Genomic DNA, 17,748 nt, shown 5'->3' with positions numbered 1-17,748 from the left:
CAAGGTGCCGCTTTGGGGCCGTGGCTCGCTGCGCTGCGCCCGCACCACCCCCGGCACCGGACCTTGCCCCCTCTCTCTCCGCCCCTCGCCGGGTCGGCAGGGGTCATGCGCGGCATGACCCGCTGCGCGGATTGGAAGGGAGCAAACACCATGACCAAGCAGACCACCAAGCAAGACCCCCACAGCCGCATCACCGACCGCATTCTGGCCGAGCTGGAACAGGGCACCCGCCCATGGCTGAAACCGTGGAGCGGCGGCGACATGGCGACAACGGGCAGGGCGCGACCACTTCGCGCGACCGGCCAGCCCTATCGCGGAATCAATGTGCTGCTGTTGTGGATCGAGGCGCAAGCATCCGGCTTTGTCAGCCCGTCATGGATGACCTACCGGCAGGCGCAAGCCTTGGGTGCGCAGGTGCGCAAAGGCGAGCGCGGTGCAACCGTGGTCTACTACGGCGACAGCGCCAAGACCATGCATGACGATACCACCGGCGAGGATCGGGAACAGGGCTTCCGCTTCCTCAAAACCTACACCGTGTTCAACGTGGCCCAGATCGATGGTTTGCCGGAACGGTTCCAAATCGTGCCAGAACCCGCACCGGAGACTGAGCGGATCGCAGCCGCCGAGGCGTTCTTTGCCAGCATCCCCGCGACCGTAAACCACGGCGGCGACAAGGCATATTATATGCCGTCAGCCGACCGCATCCAGCTACCGCCATTCGCGGCTTTCCACGATGCCCACGGATATTACGCCACAAGGGGTCATGAAACCGTGCATTGGACCCGCCATGAGAGCCGCCTTGATCGCAGCTTTGGCCGCGAGAAATGGGGCGATGAGGGCTATGCCCGCGAGGAATTGTGCGCTGAACTTGGCGCTGCTTTCTTAGCTGCCGACCTGGGGCTTTGCATCGAGCCGCGCACCGATCATGCCAGCTATATCGCAAGCTGGATCAAGGTCTTGCAAAACGACACCCGCGCCATTGTGCAGGCAGCAGCCCATGCCGAACGCGCCGTCGCCTTCCTGCATCAACTGGCGAACCCCGAAGCGATCAAAGAGGCGGCATAGCCCGCCGATGATTGAGGCCGCCCCGGTCTGGGGCGGCCACTTCGTTTGACCCGCCCACCCGATCCCATGCGCAGGCCGCGCCCTTCGGTCGCGGCCTGCGATGCAGAATCATGGCGAGATCAAATCATCTGATCGAGCGCCGCCATTGTTTCACCAAGCACGCGCCTCAGCGATAGAAGGCTTGCGCCTAACGACATTTCCGGCCTTTCGGCCATCAACATCATCGCTTTCAGCACCGCATTGGATTCCCGCGCCAGCAGTATCAAATGCACGCCACTTGGGGCATTGGTGCCGTTCAGCCAGTTTTTCGCGGTGCGATCACTGACGCCTGTCCACTTCATAATCATCTTCGTGCTGTTGCGCGTCGATCCAAACTCGACCTTCAAGGCTGAGGCGATCACCTGCGCGAACTCGGCATCCGTCAGCCTGTCGCGACCGACCGGAAATAAACTTCCCTTCTTCGGAAACATGTTGCCCTCCCTTTGCTGTTAGAAAGGAGAGAGCACGCGGCGAGGTGGCATCCGGGCAACGATAAGGCGCGACCACGATGGTCATTGAGTGGAAAACAGACGATGATTTCCGATCAGACGGCCCGCCACCAAAGCGGGCCGCTGAATATGTCCGTATGTCCACCGATCATCAGCAATATTCGACTGACAATCAGGCGACAGCAATACGCGCATATGCCGAGAGGCGGGGATTCGAGATAGTCCGCACCTATGCCGATGAAGGCAAAAGCGGCCTTCAAATTGGCGGGCGCAATTCCCTGCAACAGCTGCTCGCCGACATCGACGGCGGCAACGTCGATTTCGAGGCCGTTCTCGTTTATGACGTTAGCCGGTGGGGGCGTTTCCAAGACCCCGATGAAGCGGCCTATTATGAGCTGCGTTGCAAGCGCGCTGGGATCACCGTTCATTATATCGCTGAGCAGTTCGAAAACGACGGCACCATTGGTTCGTCGATCATCAAAACCGTAAAGCGGGCGATGGCCGGAGAATACAGCCGCGAATTGTCGGTTAAGGTGTTCGCGGGACAATGCCGCCTTATCAGCCTTGGCTATCGCCAAGGTGGTGCACCTGGCTTCGGGCTGCGACGGATGCTTGTCGATGAACGCGGCCAACACAAGGGTATTTTGGCCCGTGGCGAACACAAGAGCATCGCCACGGATCGGATTGTGTTGGTTCAGGGACCGGAGGAAGAAATCGCCACCGTCCGCGACATCTACCGCCAGTTCGTTAAGGACGGCAGATCGGAGCGGCAGATCGCCGATTGGCTTAATGCCAAAGGCATCCTTTCCGACTTGGGCCGTGCATGGACACGTGGTGCGGTCCACGAAATTCTCATCAACGACAAGTACGCCGGTCACAACGTATGGGGCCGCACATCCTTCAAGCTGAAGACCCGGCACGTTCGCAATGATCCATCGGACTGGATCAGACACGATCAAGCCTTTCCTGCCATCGTGCCGCAAGCGCCGTTCGACCAAGCGCGCCACATCATAGCGGAGCGCTCAAAGCGCCTGACTGACGATGAATTATTGCAGGTGCTGTCGGAAATTCTGAAAAAGAACGGATTCCTCTCCGGCCTTATCATTGATGAGTTCGAAGATGGACCGTCCAGCAGCGCCTATCAGTCCCGCTTTGGCAGCCTGTTGCGCGCCTATGCGTTGGTCGGCTTCAATCCCGACCACGATTATCGTTACATTGAGATCAACCGTGCCTTGCGCCGGATGCACCCTTCAATTGTCCGGGACGTGATCGAGGGCGTGCGCACCGCAGGCGGCAGCGCGATCCAGAATCTCGAAGATGACACGCTGATAATCAACGACGAGATCACCGCTTCCATCGTTATCGCCCGGTGCAAGCTGACACGCAGCGGCCTTCGCCGCTGGAAAATCAGGCTCGACGAGACCTTGCGCCCCGACCTCACAATCTGCGTCAGGATGGACGAGGACAATATGACCGCGCACGACTTCTATATCTTGCCGCGCATGACCCTTGCCGAAGGCGTGCTGCGACTGGCAGATCATAATGGCCTGTCGCTTGACGCATTCCGCTTCGACACGCTGGACGGATTGTTCACCTTGGCGACGCGCGTGCCATTCCGGCAGGCAGCATAGGCCGTGGCGCTGCCCGCTCAGCGCGTCGAGATGATCCCGATTGACCGGATCACCGTCGTCAATCCGCGCCTTCGCAACAAGAAGGTGTTCAAGGGCATCGTCGAGAACATCGCCGAAGTTGGCCTCAAACGCCCGATCACCGTCACCAGTCGTCATGGCGAGGATGGACCGCTCTATGATCTTGTCTGCGGTCAGGGCCGCCTTGAAGCCTTCCGGCAACTTGGCCAGGTCGAGGTGCCCGCCTTGATCGTGACCGCCGATCAGGAAGATTGTTTCGTCGCCAGCCTCGTCGAGAATTGCGCCCGCCGTCAGCATCAGGCCGTGGACTTGTTGCAGGACATCCTCGGGATGCGCGGGCGCGGCTATTCTGACAACGAAATCGCCGCCATGACCGGTCTTTCCGCCAATTATGTTTATATCGTGGGAAGGCTGTTGGAACGCGGCGAGCGGCGACTCGTCGCCGCCGTCGAGGCGGGCTATCTCCCCATATCCGTCGCCCTCGAAATCTGCGAAGCTGACGATCAGGGCGTGCAGGCCGCGCTTCACAAGGCTTATGAAGATAATCTCCTGCGCGGACGCGCGCTCATCGCAGCACGCCGTTTGGTGGAAGTGCGCAAACGCTCTGGCAAAGCGGCTAAACTCAACCGGCTTGTTGGCAAGGACGCGGCAACAACGCCCGAAGGGCTAGTGAAAGCCTTTCAGGAGGATACCGAGCGCAAGCGCATGATGATCCGAAAGACTGAGGCGACCCGCAATCGCCTCGTCTTTATCGTCGAAGCGCTGAGCCAGCTATCGAACGATGAAACCTTCGTTGCACTTCTAGAAGATGAAGGGCTGGCGACGATTCCAACCCGGCTCGCGGATCGGATTCAAAAAGTCAGGATCAGCGTCCAATGACCCGTGGCAATCGGCAGCGCAAAATCAAGCTGGCCTTTGAACAGACCAGTTTGCGGATTCCGCTAGGCGAAATCGAGCTTCTGCGCGCGATGCCAGAATCGACAAGAAAATCGCCCAAATACGGCCAGATCGCGGCCTCCATCAGCGAAGTCGGCATTATCGAGCCGCCCGTCGTTGTTCGCGTGCCGGGCAAGGAAGAGCGATACCGGCTGCTAGACGGGCATATCCGCATCGACGTTCTGAAAGCGCGTGGGGACAAGGATGTTGTCTGCCTAGTGGCGACCGATGACGAGGCCATCACCTACAACAAGCGCATCAGCCGCATGGCTATCGTTCAGGAACATAAAATGATCCTGAAGGCGCTTGAGAAGGGCGTTTCTGAGGAGCGCCTCGCGCGGGCGCTCAACGTCAACATATCGAGTATTCGGAGCAAACGACGCTTGCTGGACGGAATTTGCGATGAAGTGGCGAAGCTGTTGCAAGACCGGATGGTGCCGCTCAACACCTTTCGCGAAGTGAAAAAGCTGCGCCCCATGCGGCAGATCGAAGTCGCCGAAACCATGATGGCGATGAACAGGTTTTCATGGCCCTATGCCAAATCGTTGGTCGCCGCCACGCCGCAGCATCTGTTGACCAGCGAAAAGCGCAAGATCGTGCGGGGCCTTAGCGATGAGCAGATCGAGCACATGGAGCGGGAAGCGACCAACATCGACCGCGAGTTTCGCATGATTGAGCAAAGCTACGGAACCGACCATCTCGATTTGGTGCTGGCGACGGGCTATCTGGCCCGCATGACGGAAAACGTGCGCGTGGTTCACCACCTTGCCCGCTGCCACCCGGAACTACTGGCCGAGTTCCAGCGGATCGTGCAACTCCGCGAAGCGGCTTAGCCATTCAAGCAGCCCGAAAGTCCTGCAGCATCTACGCCTATCGCCAGTGTCGAGCCTTGGACTTCATGCAGCAAGCGGCGATGCCAACGGCCCCTTCGACGGACGCACACGAGGCGCGACCGAAATCTTCACGCGCACATCCCGGTTGAGTCGGTCGAGAATACGCATCAGCCGGTCAATGGTGAAACGGTCGAGTTTGACCTGGCGGATACGGGAGAAATCCGCAGCCGCAATGCCGGTGCGCGCCTCGGCATCGCGCACCGTCAGCCCCTCGCTATCGAGCGTTTTGACGATTTCAGCGGCAAGGATAGCGCGAAACTGGCGAAGGTTCGCGTCGGGCACATCGAAATCGGCAAAGACGTTGCCGGAGCCGCGGACCAGCTCGAAATCGTCATCATGGTCAGCCATCGAGCATCTCCTTCAACCGCTTAATACGCTCGCGCACGAGGTCGATTTCGTGGCGCGGCGTCGAAATTCCTTTGGTCGATTTCTTCTGGAAGGCATGAACCACCCAGATGTCATCGCCCACTTGCAGCGCGTAAACGACGCGATAGGCGTCGCCGCGCTCCTTGATCGCTAGTTCCCACACACCTGCACCGAGTCCGGCGAGCGGCTTGGCGATTTCCGGCGTCCCGCCATCGGCAACGACAGTCAGGGCATCGAACGCCCGATTCATGGCCCTGTCGGGAAACGCCTCAAAATCTTTCCGCGCCGCCTTAATCCAAGAGATTGTGCGAAGGGTGTTACGCGATTTCGTCATATGTAGTCATATCTGCCAACAAAGTCAATCTACGATAGCTATCATGCCGCCGCTGCAAGAGACGTTCGGCGATCAAGCACCTCAACCGCCTTCAGCTTATGTTCGGGAGCGAGATGAGCATAGCGCAACGTCATGGCATAGTCGCTATGGCCGAGCAGTTCACGGACGGTATTGAGATCGACACCACCCATCACCAACCGCGATGCAAAGTGATGGCGCATGTCGTGCCAGCGGAACGCAGCAATATCGGCGTCCTTTAGCAAATGACGCCACGAGAAGTTCACGCGATCAAACCGCTCCCCAGCTTCATTGACGAACACCAACCCGTCCGTTTCTTCTGCCTGCGCGCGCCAACCCTGCAAGACCAGAGTCGCCTCACGATTTAGCGGAATATGGCGCGTGCGCTTGGATTTGGCCGTCGCCCCTGTCACGGTCAGAATGCGTCGGTCGAGATCGACGTTGCACCATGTGAGATCGAACAATTCGCCGCGACGACAGCCAGTGTTGATCGACAGCAGGATGAGCGGCTTCACATGATCGGTGAACATCACCGTTCGCAGGCTGGGGAGCAGGACATAGCCGCGTTCACGCCGCCAATGATTGGCGGAATCACGTTCGGCACGGCGGCGCTCTTCACGCGCATCCATCGCCGCGCGAAGCCGCTTCTCTTCGTTGTCGCTGAGGAACCGGACCTTGAGGCAGTCGTCCGTTTTCGACTTCTTGACCTTGGCGAGAGGATTGGCCGAAATCAGTTCCCAATCGACAGCACGATTGAGCGCGGCCTTGATCGACGAAATATCGCGGTTGATAGTTTCCAGACTGAGGCCGCGCTCAATCTCACTCGCGCGCCACTTCTCGACATCCAGCCCTGTGATTTCATCCAGCCGCTTATCCAGCAAAGGCTTGAAAGCCGTCGCCAACCGCTTGAGGTTCTGCGCGTGCGCCCGCTGATTGGCCTTCGCCCAGATTTTATAGTCGCCATCAAGGAAGTCTTGAAAGGTCGGTACGCCCGGCTTGGGTTTGCGTGCTTCTATGGGGTCGATCCCGCGATAAACATCGGCAAGGATCGTACGGGCACTCTCACGCGCATCGGCAACGCCGAGCACATCTGCCCGCCCGAGGAAGACCCGCTTCCCACGTCCGTATTCGCAGTACCAAGATTTAACGCCCGATGGCATCACACGAAGCACCAGCCCCTTTAGCCTCGTGTCACGATGCTCGACTTTGGAAGCCGGAACGGGCAACTTGTCGATTGCCATTTGGGTGAGTGCCGCACGCATCGTCTACCGCCTTTGCTTGGTCCGCGAATCATTCTGGTGGTGCGCTGGTGGTGCAACTTGGTGAAACAAGGCGCATCGAAATGGCACCATGCGCAACGCCCTAAGTGGTCAGAAAGTGGCTGATTTCTTAGGGAAAATCAAGAATTATCGGAGCAACTGCGTTGCACCGCGAACCCCCAAAAAAAGCGGCTGGGGGTGTGGGGGTCGGAGGTTCGAATCCTCTCGTCCCGACCAATTTTCCAAAATTCGAGCCTCTTTAGAGTCCGAACACCTTGAGTCCGGCGTCCAGCAGGCCTTCGAGGCCCTTGCTGCCGCCCGCGCCATTGCGGGCCGACAACGGCGATTCCTCGATGATCAGCAGCCCCCCGCCCGCCTGCACCTTGTCCTTGAACAGCGACTCGCGTCCGAACAGGTAGGGCCAGAACGTCTCGGTCCGCGCCACCGAATAGGCGAGGTCGGCGCTGAACCCGACCAGCTGGTCCTGCCCGAAAATCCGCCCCGTCTGCGCCGGCTCCAGCCGCACGCCCCGCGTTCCCTTGACTATCAGACGGCAGGGTCCGTGAAACGCGAGGAAGCGCAGTTGCAGCGTCAGCCAGGCATTGAGCGAGAACAACCGCCAGTGGCTGGTAATCCGCATCGGCGCGCCAAGCGGCTGGACCACGGCGACCAGCGCGCGGGGATGGAGAACGCAGGCGGCACCTGACGGCAGCTCGATCTCGGCCAGTTCGGCAAAGGGATCGCGCACGGCGGAAATAGTTGTCGCCTCGCCCTCGCCGCGCACCCGCGTCAGGAAAAACAGCCCGCTGGCAAAGCTCGACAAGGGGTGTCGGAAATCAAGCAGCCAGCGCGTCGCCTTGTCTGCCGTTTGCGAGCTGGTCTGCAGGTAGTCCTGCCGAATCAGCAGCTCTTCCGCTGCGTCGATCACCACCGGCAGCGATATCCGCGAGGCGCTGGATCGGGCCACGGGAGCGACCTTCATGTCGGGCAAGTCGATGCGGATTGTCGCGCGGCGTTCGGCAGCGGGGGCGACGACGTAATAGAGGAACACACGGATCAGCCAGGGGGAAACGATGATGCCGAGGAGGACGAGTAGCGCGATGCGGAGGTATTCCGCCATCTGAGATTGGCTGGGAGCGTCAACCTGCTTGCGGATCGCTTCCAGTTCGCCGGTTGCCGCGTCGATCTGGGTATTTATCGCGAGTTGCCCCTTGCGGACCGCCTCCCGCGCGGCTGCCAGTGCCCGCACCGCCGCGTCGCGCTCCTTGATCGCGGCGTAGCAGGCATCCTGCGCCGAAACGGCCTCGCGCTTGAGCCTTGCTTCCTCGCCAAACAGGCGGCGGAAGCCGCGGAAAATCGCGTTGCCCTGGGTGCCGAACGCATCCAGCCGTTGCTGCGCTTCGGTCGCCAACTGGCAACGCTGGTTGGCTATGGCGGACATCTGTCCAAGTCGCGCCTCGGCGTTTCTGAGCTCCGCCCAGACCCCGCCCGGATCGTTTGCCAGATCTATCGTGGCTGAATAAAATTCGATCTCGCGCTTGAGCCGTTCGATGTCGAGCCGGCGGATCGCTTCACTTCGCAGAGCCGGCACATTCCCGGTCGCCGCCCAGCGCGTCTCTTCAAGCGATGAAGGTTCGGCTGCTTCAAGCGAGTGGAGACGCTGCTGCGCCTCGGCTTTCTGCCCGACCAGCACTCCAACGCCGGCTACGGCTGATCGGGCCGCCAGCTCCTGCATTTCCGTAGTCGCTTGTTTTTTTCGCGCATCGACTTCGGCAATGGCGGCGGCAGCCTGGGCAGCCCGCTCGCGATGGGTGATGTCGGTGAGCGAGGCCCCGCCCCTGTTGACCCACAACGCATGCAACATCAGCGCGCCGACGATCAGTGCGAGCAGAAGCAAGTGCTTCCCAAGCCAGCCGAAAATTGCCTTCAACGCCGCGATTGCACACCTCGCTTCCGGCGACACGCCGGATCTGCCGACCTTTGTTGCAGCTTCAGTGCCCGCGTCAACAGGACCAATTTTCCTACACGAACCATTTTGGTTATTCATTCTATTTTTGGAGAACCAAACATGGCACTATTCGATTCGCTTCTCGGCCCGATCACCCATATTATCGACAAGGTCATCCCCGATCCCAAGGCCCGCGACGCCGCCAAGCTTGAACTGATCAAGCTGCAGGGCACGCAGGACATGGAAATGCTGCAAACCCGGCTCTCCGCCATCGTTGCCGAGGCCAATTCGCACGATCCCTGGACCAGCCGAGCGCGCCCCAGCTTTCTCTACGTCATGTACGTGATGATCCTGTGGGCCCTGCCAATGGGCCTGATCGCTGCCTTCCGGCCCGAGGCGGCGACCTCGATCGCGCAGGGTATGAACGCCTATCTCGGCGGACTGCCTGAGCCGCTTTATGCGCTCTTCGGCACCGGTTATCTGGGCTATACGGCGGCGCGCCAGTGGGGCAAAATCTCCGGCGTGGACCGCTGAGCGGCATCGTTAGGAAAGGGTAAATCATCCTTGGGCTAATGCACGGGCCACAAGCCTCCTTTTTGCAGGAAACGATGCGCACACGCCCGTCACTTCTCATTCGCTCAGCCCTGATGGGCTGCGCTCTCGTCCTCCTCTCCGGCTGCGGCTCCAACCGCGCCGGAGAGCTGGAGGAAAAACTCGCCCGGGCCGAACAAGCCGCCGCACGGGCCGAAGCCGCCCAGAAGGCGGCGGAAAATGCCGCCAAGCGGGCAATGGCATCCAGCGGTACGACGATGACGCAGGATCCGCCGTCCGATGCCGAAAAGGATGTCGACCGGGCACCGCAAGATCCCGACTCGGCACTTAACGACAACGCCGTTGCGGCGCCCGAAGGCTAATCCCCCGACATCGGCACTTTGGCGGGAAATTCACCCGCAAAAGGTGCATTCACCCTTGCCAGCCGCATCGCAGGAGCGATAGGGCGGTTGCAGTCACAAATCTGCAGGGGTCCCTTCATGGGCGAGGAAAAGGGCGCGGTTAAGCGCCAGAACGGCATGAACATCGATACCGCATTGGTCCGCGAACTGGCGGAGATGCTGGCCGACACGGGCCTCACCGAAATCGAGGTCGAGGACGGCGATCGCAAGATCAAGGTTTCGCGCGCCGCCACGGCGGCCAGCGCCTTTGTCGCCGCGCCGGCTCCGGCAGCCGGTCCGGCACCTGTTGCCGCAGCCCCTGCAGTAGAAGCCGCCCCAGCCGCTGCACCCGTCGATGCGCTGAAAAGCCCGATGGTCGGCACCGCCTATCTCACGCCCGAACCCGGCGCGCCAAACTTCGTTTCGGTCGGCAGCCAGGTGAAGGTCGGCGATACCCTGCTGATAATCGAGGCCATGAAAGTGATGAACCCGATCATAGCGACCAAGGCCGGCACTGTATCGGCGATCCTGATCGAAACCGGCCAACCGGTTGAATACGATCAGCCGCTGCTCGTGATCTCGTAAGGCACCGGCGCACCATGCCCATCACCCGCCTGCTGATCGCCAACCGCGGCGAGATCGCGCTGCGTATCCACCGCGCCGCGCATGAAATGGGGATCGAGACGGTGGCGGTGCACTCCACCGCCGATGCCGATGCCATGCACGTGCGGCTGGCCGACCACGCCGTCTGCATCGGACCGCTGGCGGCGCGCGACAGCTATCTCAATGTCGCGGCGATCATCTCGGCTGCCGAGGTGACTCACGCCGACGCGATCCATCCCGGCTATGGCTTCCTTTCGGAAAATGCCCAGTTCGCCGAGATCGTCGAGACGCACGGCATCACCTGGGTCGGGCCCAAGCCCGAACACATCCGCACCATGGGCGACAAGATTGAGGCCAAGCGCACAGCGGGCGCGCTCGGCCTGCCGCTCGTCCCCGGCTCCGACGGCGCGGTCAGCGACATTACCGAGGCCAAGGCGATTGCCGAGGCGGCCGGCTATCCGGTGATCATCAAGGCCGCTTCGGGCGGCGGCGGCCGCGGCATGAAGGTGTGCAACGGGCCTGACGAGCTGGAAACGCTGATCCAGCAGGCCGGCAGCGAGGCCAAGGCCGCGTTCGGTGATGCCACCGTCTATATCGAGAAATACCTCGGCAATCCGCGCCACATCGAATTCCAGGTGTTCGGCGACGGCGAAGGCAATGCCATCCATCTGGGTGAGCGTGACTGTTCGCTCCAGCGCCGCCACCAGAAGGTGCTGGAAGAAGCGCCTTCGCCCGTCATCAGCCCCGCCGAGCGTGACCGCATGGGCGGCATCGTCGCCAAGGCCATGGCCGACATGCACTATCGCGGCGCCGGCACGATCGAGTTCCTCTGGGAAAATGGCGAGTTCTATTTCATCGAAATGAACACCCGCCTGCAGGTTGAGCATCCGGTAACAGAAGCGATCACCGGCCTCGATCTGGTGCGCGAACAGATCCGCATCGCCGATGGCAAGCCGCTGTCGGTCAAGCAGGAAGACATCGAGTTTTCCGGCCACGCCATCGAATGCCGCATCAACGCCGAAGACCCGTGGAACTTCACCCCCTCACCCGGGCTGGTCGACATGTACCATGCGGCAGGCGGCATGAACGTGCGCGTCGATTCCGGGCTCTACGCCGGATACCGCATCCCGCCGTACTATGACTCGATGATCGCCAAGCTGATCGTCAAGGGCCGCACCCGCGAAGGCTGCATCATGCGCCTGAAGCGCGCGCTGGAGGAAATGGTGATCGGCGGCGTGAAAACCTCGATCCCCTTGCATCAGGCGCTGATGAAGGAGCCGGATTTCATCGACGGCGCCTATACGATCAAGTGGCTGGAGGAGTGGCTGGCAAAGCGGGATGGGTAGGCATTAAATCCCTCTCCATTTTGCGAAGCCAAATGGGAAGGTGGCAGGCGCGAAGCGACTGACGGAGGGGCAATTGCCACGGCCTAAGCAAATCCGGAATGTCGCCAAGGCCCGCCAACTCCGCCGGGCTATGACCCTACCGGAAACCCTGCTTTGGAACCTGCTGCGCAAGAACCCTGATGGCGTGCATGTCCGCCGCCAGCATGCGCTCGGTGATTACATCCTCGATTTCTACTGCGCCGCTGCAATGGTGTGCATCGAGGTAGATGGCTTGGTGCACGACATGGGCAGCAAGCCACAGCAAGATGCAAAGCGCGATGCCTGGCTTTTGGCGCAAGGGATCGAAACCCTCCGAATTCCGGCAAGAGACGTATTGAAGTCAGCCGAGGACGTCGCCGATGGCTTGGTTCGCTATTGCAAGCGTTAAAGGCCCCTCCGTCATCCGCTTCGCGTCTGCCACCTCCCCAAATGTGCTTCGCAAATTTGGAGAGGGACTAGGCCTTTTTCACCCGCACCATCCGCATCAGCACCACTGTCGCGACAATCGCCAGCACGTGCATCACCGGAAAGGCCCAGAGGCCGAAGGTATAACCCCCGGTCGCGTCCTTCGCCATGCCAAAGCCGATCGGCAGCAGCCAGACGCCAAGGTTCGCGACCGAGCTGATTGCCGCCGCCCCGATCGCCATGCGGCGGTCCTTCAGCACGTCGGCCCAGAGCGCGACCTGCGCGGTGGAGTGCGCGCCGCGGCCGATCTGACTGAGGATCAACCCCGCTGCGACCATCCATGCCGAGGGCGCGGCGGCAATCATCAGGTAGCCGATCACGTCAAACCCCAGCGCGACGTAAAGCACGGTATAGCGTTCACCCCGGTGGTCAGTGATCCAGCCGCCGATCAGCATGAAGGCCGCCGCGGTCAGTCCGCCGGCGCTGATCAGCCAGCCGACATGGCCGATGTCCCAACCGGTACGCTCCATCAGGATGGCGGGGGCGGAAAGGATGAAGGTTGTGCCGGCCGCCAGCGTCAGCAGGTAGATCGCGGTGAGCAGCAGCACGCGCTTGTCCGCCAGCACGGCAAGCATACCGCCGGCGGAGTGGTCCTCATGCTTTTGCGGGTGTTCGGCTACGGCAACGCGGAGGCTTTCGCGCTCGCCCTCACTCAGCCATTTCACCTCGTCCGGGCGGTCAGGCAGGAAAGCCAGCAGGGCGAGGCCGACCAGCACCGGCGGAATGCCCTCGATCAGGAACATCCACTGCCAGCCGCGCAGGTCATAGAGCCCGTCCATCGCCAGCAGCGGCTTTGAAATGAAGCCCATGACGAAGACCGCAAGCGGGTTGGCCACATAGAACAGCCCCATCGCCTTGCCGCGCTGCTTCGTCGGGAACCAGGTGGAAAGGTAATACATCACTCCGGGGAAGAAACCGGCTTCCGACAGGCCGAGCAGGAAGCGCACCGAGTAGAACTGCGTCGGCGTCTTCACGAACATCATGGAGATCGCCAGCAGGCCCCACATGATCATGATCCACGCCAGCCAGCGCCGCGCGCCGAAGCGCATCAGCAGCACGTTCGAGGGGATCTCGACCAAGGCATAGGCAAGATAGAACAGCCCAGCGCCAAGCCCGTAAACCGTGGCGGAAAAGCCAAGATCGACGTTCATCTGCGTCGAGGCGAACGACACGTTGACCCGGTCGATATAGGCAAACAGATAGCCCACGCTGAGCAACGGGATGATGCGCCAGCCGGCCTTGCTGATCGCCGATTGCAGTTCGCTGCCGCCCTTTGCCGTCACCCGGTATTCCCCCTCAGCCCGCGTGCCGCCTTGCACGTCGCCGCCCGACCATGCCGACATCGAGCCGCACTTGCCAGCCTGCAATCGGGAAATTTCCGTAACCCTGTGTCAACCATGCCTGTTGACGCGAAAAACCGATTGTCGCTCTAGTCTGGCGCGATGGACGTAGCTCCGCCCCACTCCGGCCATTCAGGTCACAGCGATGATGACCGCGTCGGGCGGCGGCGGTCTGCGCGCAAGTACCTGCAGGCGCAGGTGCAGTTCGGGCGGAATGGGCGCCGGATGCGGGTGCGCCTGATCGACCTTTCCCGCCACGGCGCACGGCTCAGCTTGATCCAGCCGCTCAAGATGGAAGACACCTTCTGGATTGCCCTGCCCGGCCTCGCCCCGATTTCGGCGCGGGTATCGTGGGCCAACGGCTTCATCATCGGCTGCGAATTTGACAACCCGCTGCACGAAGCAACGTTCGACAACCTGATGGAAGGCCGCAAGGTTGAACCCGTGATCGACCGGCGCATGTTGAAGCGGCAGATCTGAACTCTGCCACCTCCGCCTTCCGTTATTCCAGCGGCACACCCGGCACGTGCTTGGCCGTGCGGATCGTCAGCGATGTCTTGACGCTGGCGACGTTGGGCGCCGGGGTCAGCTTGCTGGTCAGCAATTCCTGAAAGCTCTGCAGGTCGCGGCTGACAATCTTGAGGATGAAGTCGATCTCGCCATTGAGCATGTGGCATTCGCGCACTTCGGGCAGCGCCCGCATCGCATCTTCGAACTGGCGGAGCGAATCTTCCGCCTGGCTCTTCAGACTGACCATGGCGAAGACGGTGATGGCGAAGCCCAGCTTCGATGCATCGAGGTCAGCATGATAGCCGCGGATCACACCTTCGTCTTCCAGCGCGCGCACGCGGCGCAGGCACGGCGGCGCGGTAAGGCCGACACGGTTGGCCAGTTCAACGTTGGTGATGCGTCCTTCGTCCTGCAATTCGGCAAGCAGCCGCCGGTCGATCTGGTCGAGATTTGCCATTGCCTTGCCTTTTGAAATGCCCCCGGCGTGTTACAGCCGACTCTGAGTCGGAAATTAACCTGCCGTTTGGAGCAACGATTGGCAATATTATTGTTTAGTTAAGCAATTGTCCCGGTTTGTGACGCAGTTGTCCACAGCGCTTTTTCCCGCGCGCAATCCTGCTACCTCGTATTTACAAGTATGTAGCCCCTCCATCAGCCGGGGCCTGGAAGTGCTTCTGAACGCCATGCAGATCGATGATCGTCTCCACACTGTCTTGCGCACCCGCGCGGGCGGGGAGACGAGCGCGCGCACCCAGTTCCGGCAATTGGTAGATTTGCTCGGCACATTGCCCGCCGATGCGCGCGGCGAAGTGATCGACGCGGCTTGGGTCAAACTGGCCGAACTGTCGCAAGCGATACCAGCCGCAGATCGCGCTTCTGCCGTGGCCGAAGCCGGACTGCGCCTGCGCTCGCCGCGGCTGGTGGCCGAGCTGGCGCGCGCCGAACCGCAGATTGCCGATGCCGCGCTCAGCGCCGCGCAGCTTGGCGAGGATGAATGGCTCGACCTGATCCCCGCACTTCCCGCACAGGTCCGGCCCCTGCTGCGCCAGCGCGGCGACCTGGGCAAGCGGGTCGAAGGCCTGCTCGACCGGCTCGGCATTGCCCGCCACGCACTGCCTCCCGCCGGCCGCGCCAGCCGCCATCCGGCGAATGACACGCAACCAGCTAGCAAGCCCGAAGTCGAAAATGGCAGGTCCGACAGCGAAGAAGGCATCGGCGCGATCGTCCGCCGGATCGAGGCGTACCGCGCCCGCCACACGGCGCGCGATACCGAGCCTGTCGAAGCCGGGCCGAGCCAGCCACTCGCCGCTGTGGCTTTCACTTGCGATGAAAGCGGCCGGATCGACTGGGCCGACGCTGGCGCCGCGCCCGCCGTTATCGGGCTCGCTCTGTTTTCGCGCGATCGCTCAGCCGCTGCACAGGGATCGCCCGCGATCTCGGCAAGGTTCGCCCGGCGCGTACCGATCACCGGCGAGACGCTGCATATCGAGGGCAGCACTGCCATCGCCGGGGAATGGCGCGTCGACGCTCAGGCGCGCTTTGACCAGCGCGGCCGCTTCACCGGCTATGAAGGCCGCCTGCGCCGTCCCTGCCCGCCCGAAATGGCACCCGACAGCAGCCAGGTCAGCGAGGCCGATCGCCTGCGCCAGCTGATTCACGAACTGCGCACGCCGATCAACGCCATCCAGGGCTTTGCCGAGGTCATCCAGCAGCAGTTGTTCGGCCCGACCCCGCATGAATACCGCGCCCACGCCGCCGCCATTGCCGGCGATGCCGCGCGAATGCTCGCCGGCTTTGACGATCTTGAGCGGCTGGCCAAGCTGGCCACCGGGGCGATGTCGCTGGAACCGGGCGCCTGCGATCTGGGCGAAGTGGCGCAATCGCTCGCCGATCATCTTGCCCCGCACATGGCGGCGCGCGATTCAGCCTTCGTCAGCGCTGCGCCCGCCCCCGCCCTGCCGCTTGGCATGGCGCGCGAAGAGGCGGAACGGCTGGTCTGGCGGCTTCTCGCCACCCTGGCATCGAGCGCCGCGCCGAGCGAGCACATGGCCATGTCGCTGACCACAATGGACGATACCGCCTGCCTGACGCTGGCCCTGCCGCGTGCACTGGCTGATCAGGACGATATTTTCCACGCCGCAGCGCCTCATGCTTCGACCCCGCTCAGCGCCGGCATGTTCGGCGCGGGATTCGCCCTGCGCCTTGCCGCGAATGAGGCCAAGTCCGGCGGAGGCAAGCTTGAACGGCAAGGCGACAACCTGCGGCTGGAACTGCCGCTGGTCGCAAGTGACTTGACCATCCCGGCGAATACCGAAAGTAAAGGATTGCCGGGTTAAACTCCGGAACTGGGGGCGCGCAGGTCCAGAGCGTGATCACGTTCTAGCGGGGAAGGTTCAGGCGCTTGGCCGAAAGGCGAATTACCGACAGGCCGGATGCCGAAGACATGGTGCAGTTCGCGCCAGGCTTCGGGCAAAGGTTCATTGTCACGGTCGACACCGAAGAGGAGTTTGACTGGCGGCGCCCGCTTGACCGCACGAGCCACGGCCTCAAACACGTGCCGCTGCTCGCCAAGTTTCAGGAGTTCTGCGAAGGACAGGGCGTGGCGCCGGTTTATCTTGTCGATTATCCCGTCGCCACCTGCCCCCGCGCCGCCGAGATCCTGCGCGAACCGCTGGCCACTGGCCGCGCCGAAGTGGGCGTGCAACTGCATCCCTGGGTCAGCCCGCCGTTTGACGAAGACCTGAGCGAATTCAATTCGTTCTCGGGCAACCTGCCCGCGACATTGGAGCGCGAGAAGTTCGCCCGGCTGTACGAGGCGATCACCACCAACCTTGGCTCGGCTCCGCTCAGCTACCGCGCCGGGCGCTATGGCGTGGGGCCAAACACGCACCGCGTGCTCAAGGAATTCGGTGTGCCGATCGACACCTCGGCGCGCAGCCTGTTCGATTACAGCGCTACCGGCGGCGCGAACTTTCGCGATCTGCCGCTAAAGCCATGGTGGATCGACGAGGAACGATCGCTGATGGAACTGCCACTGACCACGGTGTTCTGGGGACCGCTGCGTGCGGCGGGCCAGTGGCTCTACCCCCGATTGTGGCGCGCGCCGCGAATCCGGGGGGCCATGTCGCGTTTCGGCTTGCTCGAACGCATCCCGATGACGCCTGAAGGCGTTTCAATCGATGAAGCGATCCGCGGCGCGGACATCGCCGTGGACATGGGCCTGCCGGTAATCGTTCTTTCCTTCCACAGCCCCTCGCTGGGAGCAGGCTACACGCCATATGTGCGCAGCGAAGACGATCTCGACGCGCTCTATGACTGGTGGCGGCGCATTTTCGCGCACTTGGCCAACCGCAATGTACGCCCGACGAGCAACCGCGAAATCATGGACGCAGCGGCGCTTGCGTAATCCGCGCCAGGCGTCTAACGCGCGGCACCTGCGGTTGGGCCTGTAGCTCAGTTGGTTAGAGCTGGCCGCTCATAACGGCTAGGTCGCGGGTTCGAGTCCTGCCGGGCCCACCACCGCAGGAAAGAAATACCCCAGGTCGGGGAGTGGCGCA

The 17,748-nt window shown here is 61.9% G+C and carries 19 protein-coding genes and 1 tRNA gene; 13 read left to right on the top strand and 7 right to left on the bottom strand.

Features of this window, described 5'->3' with window-relative positions; genetic code table 11:
* The first annotated feature begins 150 nt into the window (after positions 1-150).
* Entirely contained in the window at positions 151-1,065 is a 915-nt protein-coding gene (locus tag RMO89_RS00885) for a zincin-like metallopeptidase domain-containing protein (protein WP_310530649.1), read from the top strand.
* A 119-nt stretch (positions 1,066-1,184) separates the two neighbouring features.
* On the opposite strand, the gene RMO89_RS00880 is transcribed toward RMO89_RS00885, so the two are convergent.
* A complete protein-coding gene (locus tag RMO89_RS00880; RefSeq protein WP_310530648.1) occupies positions 1,185-1,535 on the bottom strand; it encodes a hypothetical protein in 351 nt (116 codons plus the stop codon).
* 77 nt (positions 1,536-1,612) lie between these two features.
* On the opposite strand from RMO89_RS00880, the gene RMO89_RS00875 reads away from it, so the two are divergent.
* Genes RMO89_RS00875 through RMO89_RS00865 form a run of 3 tightly spaced genes read left to right on the top strand, consistent with a single transcriptional unit; the run spans position 1,613 to position 4,971 of the window.
* Positions 1,613-3,184 carry a recombinase family protein gene (locus tag RMO89_RS00875; protein WP_310530647.1) on the top strand — a complete coding sequence of 524 codons (1,572 nt, stop codon included), beginning with the start codon at positions 1,613-1,615 and terminating at the stop codon, positions 3,182-3,184.
* A gap of 3 nt (positions 3,185-3,187) precedes the next feature.
* Positions 3,188-4,081, top strand: a complete 894-nt coding sequence (locus tag RMO89_RS00870) for a plasmid partitioning protein RepB C-terminal domain-containing protein (protein WP_310530646.1) — start codon at positions 3,188-3,190, stop codon at positions 4,079-4,081.
* On the top strand, positions 4,078-4,971 hold the full coding sequence (locus RMO89_RS00865) for a plasmid partitioning protein RepB C-terminal domain-containing protein (RefSeq protein WP_310530645.1): 894 nt from the start codon (positions 4,078-4,080) through the stop codon (positions 4,969-4,971). Before RMO89_RS00870 ends, RMO89_RS00865 begins: the two co-directional genes overlap by 4 nt.
* A gap of 63 nt (positions 4,972-5,034) precedes the next feature.
* On the opposite strand, the gene RMO89_RS00860 is transcribed toward RMO89_RS00865, so the two are convergent.
* From RMO89_RS00860 to RMO89_RS00845, 4 genes are all read right to left on the bottom strand, one after another.
* Positions 5,035-5,379, bottom strand: a complete 345-nt coding sequence (locus RMO89_RS00860) for a helix-turn-helix transcriptional regulator (protein ID WP_310530644.1) — start codon at positions 5,377-5,379, stop codon at positions 5,035-5,037.
* Positions 5,372-5,731: a type II toxin-antitoxin system RelE/ParE family toxin gene (locus tag RMO89_RS00855; RefSeq protein WP_257543382.1), complete on the bottom strand. Its 360-nt coding sequence runs from the start codon at positions 5,729-5,731 to the stop codon at positions 5,372-5,374. Before RMO89_RS00855 ends, RMO89_RS00860 begins: the two co-directional genes overlap by 8 nt.
* Positions 5,732-5,772: 41 nt before the next feature.
* Positions 5,773-7,011: a tyrosine-type recombinase/integrase gene (locus RMO89_RS00850; protein WP_310530642.1), complete on the bottom strand. Its 1,239-nt coding sequence runs from the start codon at positions 7,009-7,011 to the stop codon at positions 5,773-5,775.
* Positions 7,012-7,267: 256 nt separating this feature from the next.
* Positions 7,268-8,905, bottom strand: a complete 1,638-nt coding sequence (locus tag RMO89_RS00845) for a hypothetical protein (RefSeq protein WP_310530641.1) — start codon at positions 8,903-8,905, stop codon at positions 7,268-7,270.
* A 171-nt stretch (positions 8,906-9,076) separates the two neighbouring features.
* Here RMO89_RS00845 and RMO89_RS00840 point away from each other — a divergent pair, with 171 nt between their 5' ends.
* The 5 genes from RMO89_RS00840 to RMO89_RS00820 all read left to right on the top strand — a co-directional run bounded on the left by RMO89_RS00840 (position 9,077) and on the right by RMO89_RS00820 (position 12,264).
* Positions 9,077-9,490: a holin family protein gene (locus tag RMO89_RS00840; RefSeq protein ID WP_310530639.1), complete on the top strand. Its 414-nt coding sequence runs from the start codon at positions 9,077-9,079 to the stop codon at positions 9,488-9,490.
* A 74-nt stretch (positions 9,491-9,564) separates the two neighbouring features.
* Complete coding sequence (locus tag RMO89_RS00835) at positions 9,565-9,870, top strand: hypothetical protein (protein ID WP_310530637.1); 306 nt, start codon at positions 9,565-9,567, stop codon at positions 9,868-9,870.
* Between the two features lie 117 nt (positions 9,871-9,987).
* On the top strand, positions 9,988-10,473 hold the full coding sequence (accB, locus tag RMO89_RS00830) for an acetyl-CoA carboxylase biotin carboxyl carrier protein (RefSeq protein ID WP_310530636.1): 486 nt from the start codon (positions 9,988-9,990) through the stop codon (positions 10,471-10,473).
* Positions 10,474-10,487: 14 nt separating this feature from the next.
* Positions 10,488-11,837 (top strand): acetyl-CoA carboxylase biotin carboxylase subunit, encoded by a 1,350-nt coding sequence (accC, locus tag RMO89_RS00825; protein WP_310530635.1) that lies wholly within the window; start codon positions 10,488-10,490, stop codon positions 11,835-11,837.
* Between the two features lie 40 nt (positions 11,838-11,877).
* Positions 11,878-12,264 carry a DUF559 domain-containing protein gene (locus tag RMO89_RS00820; RefSeq protein WP_310530633.1) on the top strand — a complete coding sequence of 129 codons (387 nt, stop codon included), beginning with the start codon at positions 11,878-11,880 and terminating at the stop codon, positions 12,262-12,264.
* 67 nt (positions 12,265-12,331) lie between these two features.
* Here RMO89_RS00820 and RMO89_RS00815 read toward each other — a convergent pair whose 3' ends face one another.
* Positions 12,332-13,684, bottom strand: coding sequence for an MFS transporter (locus RMO89_RS00815; RefSeq protein ID WP_310530632.1), 1,353 nt, complete (start codon positions 13,682-13,684; stop codon positions 12,332-12,334).
* A gap of 99 nt (positions 13,685-13,783) precedes the next feature.
* Between RMO89_RS00815 and RMO89_RS00810 the strand changes: the two genes are divergently transcribed.
* Positions 13,784-14,161 carry a PilZ domain-containing protein gene (locus RMO89_RS00810; protein ID WP_310530631.1) on the top strand — a complete coding sequence of 126 codons (378 nt, stop codon included), beginning with the start codon at positions 13,784-13,786 and terminating at the stop codon, positions 14,159-14,161.
* 22 nt (positions 14,162-14,183) lie between these two features.
* On the opposite strand, the gene RMO89_RS00805 is transcribed toward RMO89_RS00810, so the two are convergent.
* Positions 14,184-14,648: an Lrp/AsnC family transcriptional regulator gene (locus RMO89_RS00805; RefSeq protein ID WP_310530629.1), complete on the bottom strand. Its 465-nt coding sequence runs from the start codon at positions 14,646-14,648 to the stop codon at positions 14,184-14,186.
* 226 nt (positions 14,649-14,874) lie between these two features.
* Between RMO89_RS00805 and RMO89_RS00800 the strand changes: the two genes are divergently transcribed.
* The 3 genes from RMO89_RS00800 (at position 14,875) to RMO89_RS00790 (ending at position 17,710) form a co-directional block, all read left to right on the top strand.
* Positions 14,875-16,527, top strand: a complete 1,653-nt coding sequence (locus tag RMO89_RS00800; RefSeq protein WP_310530627.1) for a histidine kinase dimerization/phospho-acceptor domain-containing protein — start codon at positions 14,875-14,877, stop codon at positions 16,525-16,527.
* Between the two features lie 65 nt (positions 16,528-16,592).
* The gene (locus RMO89_RS00795; protein ID WP_409035496.1) at positions 16,593-17,597 is read left to right on the top strand and encodes a polysaccharide deacetylase family protein; all 1,005 of its coding nucleotides are present in this window, start codon (positions 16,593-16,595) and stop codon (positions 17,595-17,597) included.
* 36 nt (positions 17,598-17,633) lie between these two features.
* A tRNA-Ile gene (locus tag RMO89_RS00790) sits at positions 17,634-17,710 on the top strand.
* Positions 17,711-17,748 lie beyond the last annotated feature (38 nt).

It is taken from the genome of Novosphingobium sp. (assembly GCF_031424035.1).
Lineage (GTDB): Bacteria > Pseudomonadota > Alphaproteobacteria > Sphingomonadales > Sphingomonadaceae > Novosphingobium.
This window is presented reverse-complemented; position numbering and strand designations above follow the sequence as displayed.